Annotated in this window: 7 protein-coding genes and 3 pseudogenes; 3 read left to right on the top strand and 7 right to left on the bottom strand. The window is 52.4% G+C overall.

Going from position 1 to position 7,868, the window contains the following annotated elements:
• The 3 genes and pseudogenes from CSC94_RS23645 to CSC94_RS23635 all read right to left on the bottom strand — a co-directional run.
• The coding region (locus CSC94_RS23645; RefSeq protein WP_483446969.1) for a transposase at window positions 1-183 on the bottom strand (183 nt) is incomplete at its 3' end.
• Between the two features lie 73 nt (window positions 184-256).
• A pseudogene (locus CSC94_RS23640) lies at window positions 257-490 on the bottom strand (transposase); the annotation flags it as partial.
• Window positions 491-546: 56 nt separating this feature from the next.
• Window positions 547-1,298: pseudogene (locus CSC94_RS23635) on the bottom strand (IS630 family transposase); the annotation flags it as partial.
• 152 nt (window positions 1,299-1,450) lie between these two features.
• On the opposite strand from CSC94_RS23635, the pseudogene CSC94_RS23630 reads away from it, so the two are divergent.
• Window positions 1,451-1,654 (top strand): annotated as a pseudogene (locus tag CSC94_RS23630) (integrase core domain-containing protein); the annotation flags it as partial.
• Window positions 1,655-1,768: 114 nt separating this feature from the next.
• Here the strand turns inward: CSC94_RS23630 and CSC94_RS23625 are convergent.
• From CSC94_RS23625 to CSC94_RS23610, 4 genes are read right to left on the bottom strand one after another with little or no spacing between them, the layout of a single operon-like run.
• Window positions 1,769-2,734, bottom strand: coding sequence for a Csu type fimbrial protein (locus CSC94_RS23625; protein ID WP_099308826.1), 966 nt, complete (start codon window positions 2,732-2,734; stop codon window positions 1,769-1,771).
• Window positions 2,735-2,765: 31 nt separating this feature from the next.
• Window positions 2,766-5,156 carry a fimbria/pilus outer membrane usher protein gene (locus tag CSC94_RS23620; protein WP_099308825.1) on the bottom strand — a complete coding sequence of 797 codons (2,391 nt, stop codon included), beginning with the start codon at window positions 5,154-5,156 and terminating at the stop codon, window positions 2,766-2,768.
• On the bottom strand, window positions 5,110-5,799 hold the full coding sequence (locus CSC94_RS23615) for a fimbrial biogenesis chaperone (protein ID WP_165784578.1): 690 nt from the start codon (window positions 5,797-5,799) through the stop codon (window positions 5,110-5,112). The genes CSC94_RS23620 and CSC94_RS23615 overlap by 47 nt, the downstream gene beginning before the upstream one ends.
• Window positions 5,800-5,859: 60 nt before the next feature.
• A complete protein-coding gene (locus CSC94_RS23610; protein WP_099308827.1) occupies window positions 5,860-6,348 on the bottom strand; it encodes a Csu type fimbrial protein in 489 nt (162 codons plus the stop codon).
• A 254-nt stretch (window positions 6,349-6,602) separates the two neighbouring features.
• Between CSC94_RS23610 and CSC94_RS23605 the strand changes: the two genes are divergently transcribed.
• Entirely contained in the window at window positions 6,603-6,794 is a 192-nt protein-coding gene (locus tag CSC94_RS23605) for a response regulator transcription factor (protein ID WP_099308823.1), read from the top strand.
• 220 nt (window positions 6,795-7,014) lie between these two features.
• The coding region (locus CSC94_RS23600) for an aminotransferase class I/II-fold pyridoxal phosphate-dependent enzyme (RefSeq protein WP_205853411.1) at window positions 7,015-7,868 on the top strand (854 nt) is incomplete at its 3' end.

The following is a 7,868-nucleotide window of genomic DNA, read 5'->3' as shown; positions in this document are numbered from 1 at the left end:
CATCACCGGATCGAACGGCGGCCTGCCGCCCTTGGCCCCGTCCGAGCGCTTCAGCGCCTTGGCCAATGGCTTGCGGAAGACGTCCCAAGGAACGACCTCGTTGAGCTTCACGAGCGGATTACCCGCCTCGCTCAACAATGCATATCGCTCATCGACATCCCAGAAACCGGCCTGACCCCGCATTCAAAAGCCTCCCGCAAATCACCGCGGAAGTGAATCACGAAACAGCCCAATTGGGGAGGTTTTTCGAGGCGCCCACCTTCAGTTCGATCCGCGATGTCTCCGAGATGACGGTCTTGGCGGAATAGCCGTTGCGGCGATTGCTCTTTCCGGCCGCAGCCTCGCCGGCAAGGTGATCGTCCAGTTCCGCGTTCAAAACCCGGTTCGCCAGTGCTTTCTTCAGCTCGTCGACGAGGCCGCCGTCGGCGAAAACCTTCGCAGGATCACGTCCTGCCAGAAGCTGGTCCAATACGTCCTTCTTGATAGCCATAGTCGCACTCCTTCTGTGCTCTCACTATGGCCCCTGACACAGGATTCCTGACAGTCCCTTGCGCCCGCCGCCTCGATCTTCTCCCGGATCGCTGCGCGCTTGTGGCTGGACAGGTTGTCCATGACGACGATGTCGCCGGGTTTGAGTTCCGGCACGAGCACCGAAGTGACATAGGCCTCGAACCAGTCGCCGTTGATCGGCCCGTCGAGCACCATCGGCGCCATCATCCCGGACAGTCGAAGGCCTGCGACCAGCGTCGTGGTCTTGCGATGGCCATGGGGAAAGCCCGTGCGCAGGCGCTGGCCCTTGCGGCAGCGGCCATGGGTCCGGGCCATGTTGGTGGCTGTCCAGGTCTCATCAATGAACACCAGCCTTGCCGGATCGAGATCAAGTTGGCCGCCAAACCAATGGCGGCGCTGCCTCAGGATGTCCGGGCGGTCCTGTTCGATTGCGTGGCCGGTCTTTTTTTTCGCGTCATGCCGTGGCGTTTGAAGAAGCGGTGCAGGCCCGCAATCGAGACCGGCAGGCCGATCTTCGAGAGTTCGGTGCGCAGTTCCTCAAGGGTGATGTCCTGCCTGGCTTCCCACAGCGCGAGAATGTCCGATGCGCGCTTCTCGACACGATGCGAGCGCATGTCGCCGCCCTGGGCTTTCGGTTCGAAGTGGCCAACATCGCGACGCTGTGCATGCCACCGGATCGCCGTCGATGGCGCAACACCAAAGCGGGCAGCCGCCGCTCGGCAACTCATACCGTCATCAATCGCGGCTATCAAACGCGCACGCAAATCCATTGAAAGAGGTTGTCCCATCCATGCCGACCTCCTGCACTCGGCAGGAAGCATGAATCAGAAAACCGCAGCCGTGGGAATCCCTATCGATTCAGAGCGCTCGAAAACCGCTCTAATGGCCAAATCATTGCACACTACGCCGGTGCAGGGGCCGTCCACAGCACCAGGTCACCACGGACAACGCGTATATCGAGTCGTTCAACGGGAAGTTCCGGTCAGAATGTCTGAACCAGCACTGGTTCCTGACGCTTGACGACGCCCGCCGGAAGATGGAGGAATGGCGTAGTGACTACAACGAGGTTCGCCCTCACAGCGCCATCGGAAACAAACCGCCGATATCGCTCATGAATGCCTCCGGCCCATCCGGTCCGCCGTGAGTGTCAGACCCGGGAAATTCCCTAGCCGGGTGGTCCAAAAACGGGTCCCACGTCAAATCAACCCTCGGATTCCGCGCTGAAGTGGAAGAAAGTCGGGTCTCAGGTCAACAGGCCCTAGTACTCCACGGTAACAATAACTGTATCGGTATAGGTTCCAGCTGGCGGTGTGCTTTGTGCAGGAACTCGCCCGTACACAGTAAATTCCTGAAATGAACCATTGCCGGTTCCGCTTACTGCACTGCCTATCGTATTGCCCCAGAGAGTAGATCTGGAAGAGTCTTGGTAAAGTCCGTACGTGACCACGTCGGCGCCGTTTGTCATCTTTCGATCGGCTGGACTTGTTCCAGTTAAGCCATTGTCGAGAAATATTGCAAAAGGCGTACCATTAGAGCATTGGGTATTTATGCTTGAGGTTGTGTCGATGTTTCCGTTTATGATAGCGGTTGTTCCAAAGTCGATATTAGTGGCAGATACAGAGCAACTTGCAAGGACAGTAAAATCTACAGAAAATACGGAAGAAGAGCTGTTTTTATTGACAGGACACAAATCAGAGGTGTTGTAATCCTTATTTGTAAGGTAGGGGCTGGTATTAAAAAATGATGTAAAGTTTCCCGGTGAAGCTGTTTGAGATCCAAAAATCCGACCATAAACGGGTATATTGTATGTAACACCTCGCTTTAGAATGGCCTGATATCCTGTTCCGGCATACCCAGACTGCCAAGAACCCCATTTCTGCGTTCGTGACGCATCTTTATAGAGTTCAAACCTAATAATATCTCCGGCATTCTGCATTATTCGACTCGCTGCGTCGCCTGCAGAACCGGATTCTATACTGATGCAAACGAATTGATCTGGCCCACCGCCCGCTTCGCATGTAACAGAAATATTACCTACAGTATCAATAGACGACGCAGATAATTCTGAGCTGCCAAATGACATGTTGGTCATCGTTATCGGGCATGGAGGATTTGCCCCCGCCTCTGCACATATTGTTCCTATAAGATATAGGATCAATAAAAATGCGATGCGTGTCTTCAATTTCGTGATACGATGTAATATCAACACAAATATAATTCTCATTATTTTCTATATTATAATAATATATTTTAAGCTATTTGCATACGACATTATCAATTCTATTTTGAGTGCCTGGATTGGGCGTAAATTTGAAAGCTGCACGACAATCGCCTCCCTTGGTTTGAACGTCTATGATGTTTAACTGCGAAAGATTCTCAATAAAAGCCTGACCGTCATAGCCAACGATAAAGGATCCTCCGCCGTTGGAAAGTGTACCGGTGGATCCCGCTGGGATGTGGGCGCCGTCAATCGACTTCAAAACGACTAAAGCTGAGTTTGTCGTTGTTGAAACATTGAAGTCGACATCGACACCGCTCTTGTATCGAGGCTGTATAATGACTTCGCTAAATTTCAAATCCGCGTCAACCGGTAGGCTGGTTGGATCCAATGATATTCGATTTGGTTGGTAGGAGCGCAGGCCTGTAATAAGTTTCTTGCCTCGAGCATTCGTCTTACCAACCGGTCTGTTTTCATAAAGAATTTCAACCCCGGGAAGGCTTGTGTCGACGATTGCAAACGCATCGTCGACCTGTGGTGCAAGAAAAATATCGCCACCATTGGCCACGACTGCACCATCCAGTTGCAGTTCGCCGTTTAGCATCTTGCCGGAACTGTAGATACCAGCTCGAGCGGTTGCATTCTCGCCATAATAAGTGCCGGCCGCTTGATGTATGACAGTATTGGATGCCGCAGTGGCAACTTGCCAACTTGTTGACCCTGGCAGACCGGTCCCAGCTTTGCTATATTGAGCCGCTACTTGAAGGCGGTCATTGTCTGATGATGCAGTGATTGAACTGCTCCGATTTCCATCAAATGCCATCGTAAGGCCAGCAAAGACACCAAAGCGCTTTTCGTAACCAAAGTCATAGAAGCTACTCAAATTGAGTGACATGCCAGAGCGAAGCGAATGACTATAGGAAGCATTTAGTAAGTGACCGTCTTTTCTGTCTCTGTATTCGGAATGTATATATCCAAAAGATATGGAGCCACTTTCTAGTATTGTGGGGGAGTACACGGATATAGTGTCGATTGCCAAGGGGGTATCGTCCCAAATATAAGGACTTGGTGCGGCAGAAATAGTGTCATCGCTGGCCGTTACCGAAGCTAGGTCGTTGAAGTCACCTGCAGTACGATGCGTGCTTGCACGCAGTTTCCATCCAGCATAGTCGAGATCTAATGCTGCATAGAGCTGTGCGCCAAGTTTGCCATTAAAGCTGCTAGCACTTCCAGCGACCGAGAGAGTGCCGCGTTGGCCGGCTTTCATGACCGCGCCCAGTCCGGCGTTGACGAGGTGGGGGGATGCTTCGAAATGTGATTCGACCGTCAGACTATCCCGCAGACCATATCGCAATGTACCAGACGCGATTGGCTGATCGTCATAGTCGTTCGATTTCGTCCCGTAGTTCCTTCGGGCAACGCCAGCCTCAATTGAAAAATCGAGAAGACCACGTCGCAGCATGTTTGCCGGGGCGTTGAAAGGGAGGTCCGTCTCGGTGGTCCGCCCACTCGAATCTCGCAGGACCATACGGGCTGTCCCAATGCCGTTAATGATCGGAATGTTGCTAATTTCAAATGGGCCAGGATTTATCTGCTGGCTGAACGTCTTGGAGTTGTTGATATAAACATCAATCGTTGATGGGACAGCAGCCGATCCACTGAACGATGGTAGCGGAATTGTCACTAGGTCCGGGCGCATCTGGAATTCGCGTTGAACTTGGAAGCCAGCCATGCGGACTGATCTATTCCAAGGTAGACTCCCAGACACAAGATCGCCAACCTTGTATCTTGTTGCTGTTGCTGGCCGGTCAAATATCCAGTTCGTATTCAGTCGTAGAAAACGCGCATGTACAGAATCGTCAGAAGATCCAATGGCTGATAGTTCCGCGATTCCATATGGGGTGAATAGCCGACTGTTGAGAGTGGCAGAAATCCCGTTGAACCCGGGATCCCAGTTGGTCACCTTTGTCTGGCCGGCTGCCGTCAAAGCGTAATTAACAACTACTCCGGTCGAAGATTGCGCATCGCTTTGTTTGGTACTGCTTGGCCGAGCATCAATCTTTTGCGGAGTACGATTTTCTACACTTGTTTGGATTGATATCGTTTGGTTGGCTTCATCGTAGCGGTAACTAAGATTCTCAATCTGGTCGAGATATACGGTCTTAGCGCCCTGTGGAATCTTCATTGACAGTTCGTGCCATTCATCTGTCTCGATTGAGATTCTTTTGTCGGGATGCACTGCGAATTCAGCTATCAGACCAGTTGGCTGATCATTGACGTACACTTCTAGGAACAAGGCTTGGCTGCCCGACGGGGCCGATGTTGCCTCCAAAGGACAAAAGACAGCTATGGTGAGGCAAACAAGGAGTAGATGAGCCCTGTTATTTCGCAGTTTTGAGCGATGCCTTACTTTGGATTGTAGATCCATAACCGTTTGCTTTGATCTTTATTGGCCACCCATCCTTTGTGCCCTTTGCTGCGCTCCGTTTTGTCCAGACAACTGATGACCTACCAAGCACATAGCCGACAAGCCCGTCACCAAAGGTGACTGACTGCCCATTTGGTAGGGTTAGTTCTATTTTTGAAATGCGAGCTCGTTCATCACCGGAATTTTGGGCAACAACAATAAGATCGGTCTTCTTCTTGTAAATGGCCCAGGAAAGCTGGCTCGGTTTCTGTTTCTGTGCGCTGAAAAAAACCGGGATCGATTGCCTGAAGACAAAGTCTACCGCACGGGCATTGCGATCGGCCATCGTTGGAAGCTGATCGATTAGCACGCGATAGCTCTCTTCCTTCGAGACCGGCCCCTTTCCGACTCTTACAACTCGAACGACATGGTTTTTATCTGGCGGTATCGATGCAAAAGGCGGGCTGACCACGACGTCCCGTGTTTCAACTAGACGATCTCGGCCTTTTTCCTGTACCCAGCGAAATATGCGTATTTGGGCCTTCAATACATCAGTCCCGCCGTTTCGGAGAGTGATCGTTTCGGACCTATTCCCATGCGCTACATCAATTGACACCGGTTCGACTTGGAGCGTCGAACCTACGGCTGGTGCGGTCGATGCCATCGATAGTCCCGCGAAGACGACCGCAGCAAGAATGAACCTCATGGCTTAAGCCCCACTCTTCTAATAGGTTATTGTGATCGTTACGGAATCTGTATAAGTACCTTGACCTGGTGTTGTTTGTGGCGGCACACGTCCAAAGATAGTTTTGGTCTCGGTCGATCCTGTTCCAGTACCTGTAACAACTTCCCCGGCAGTATTTCCCCAATTGGTAGTTCTGCCGGGGTCGCTGAACATCTCGTAGTCGATCGTATCCGATCCATTTGTCATCTTACGGGTTGTCGTTGATCCGCCCGTCGTGGTGCCAGCATTCAGACCGATACTATAGGCCGTTCCAGCTGTGCACTGAATGTCGAAATTCGCTGTAACATCGACATTTGAAGTCAGCAGACCCTGTGACCCAAAGTCGAGCGTATTTGTCGTCTGAACGGCGCAGGTCGATGTAATGACAATTTGGCTTGTGAACGAACCAGTTGCGGTCGCTGATAGCGATGGACTAACAAGTTGACTTGAAATTCCTATACAAGCCAATCCCATCATCAACATGCGCATGAGTGACTCCATTCGTCATCGGCACGCAGAAACGCTGTCCACGCACATTTGGAAACTTCAGCTATGGATTTTAACGGTGAATTGTTAATAGCCTATTAACCATACCTACGTGTGTGGTTTCAGCGTCCGTTCACGGCATAACTATATAAAAAAGCTCCAGATTTTTCTTTCCCTGGAATTTTTACACTGTAATTCTCGACCGTTCTGGGTGCTGATGATTGGTAGAGGTATTAGTGATTCGAGGGCACTCTAGAATGCTGCTGACCGATCAAGAACGGCAGTGCATCAGCTTCATTGCTGAGGGAAAAAGCGACCTACAAATCGCCCAGGCGTTGGGAATTTCTGAGCATACGGTCGACCGCTATATAGCGATCGCCTTGATGAAGCTGGAAGCAACTCATCGCTCGCATGCTGTCGCAAAAGCCATCCGGCTGGCTCTGATATAATCGAAATGGGGGATAAACATCTAACAACAGATTTAATTACAAAAATAAGACTGCCATATGCAGATGGGTTTCAAACAACAAAATGGTTTCGACAATTATTATTATAAAATAAAATCGTTTACCATTTATAAAATATATTCAATCCCTGCATTTTGGCATTTACCTCAAATTGAGCACACCCCGCTAGGTTGGACGATTAATAAGAAACGGGGATGGCACCATGTCCAACTACAATACGATCGACGGCGTTCCGGAAGCAGCCCTCCAGGGCAGCATGCGTGATTTCAGGGTCATGGAGGGCGCCGATCTTCTGCGCCGCTGTGACGCCTTCTTCAACTGGCAGGACACGCGCCGCCAGTCCGGCACCTGGCCGTTTGGCCGCGCCACCGAGACCGGTCCGGCTTCGTCCTGCGCCGTGCGCGATGACGCCGGCCATCTCACAGAAGGCGTGAACTTCGCTTCGCAGGACTATCTCAGCCTCTCCGCCCATCCGGCGGTGCACCAGGCAGCACATGACGCTATCGGCGTCTTTGGCGTCCACTCCGCGGGCTCGTCCGCGCTGGTGGGCAATATCTCGAGTTCCGTGCAGCTGGAGCGCGACATCGCCGAGTTCCTCCACATGGACCACGCCCTTCTGTTCGCCACCGGCTGGTCGGCCGGCTTCGGCGTGATCAAGGGCCTCGTCCGCTCGCATGATTACATCGTCATGGACGCGCTGGCCCATGCCTGCCTCCAGACCGGTGCCCAGGCGGCCACCCGCAACGTCTCGCTTTTCCGTCACAACGACGTCGAGCATTGCCGCGAGCGCCTTGCCGCCATTCGCCAGCGCGACCGCGAAGGCGCCATCATGGTGGTCACCGAGAGCCTGTTCTCCATGGACAGCGACACGCCCGACATCGGCGCGCTGCAGGAACTCGCCCACGAATACGGCGCTGTCCTGATGGTCGACGTCGCACACGACCTGGGCTGCCTCGGCGACGACGGCACCGGCCACATCGGCATCCAGAACATGCTCGGCAAGGTCGATCTCGTGATGGGCAGCTTCTCCAAGACCTTCGCGTCCAATGGCGGCTT

The organism is Zhengella mangrovi (genome assembly GCF_002727065.1).
GTDB lineage: Bacteria > Pseudomonadota > Alphaproteobacteria > Rhizobiales > Rhizobiaceae > Zhengella > Zhengella mangrovi.
The sequence above is the reverse complement of the archived record's forward strand: the minus strand, read 5'-3'. Positions and strand labels throughout refer to the sequence as shown.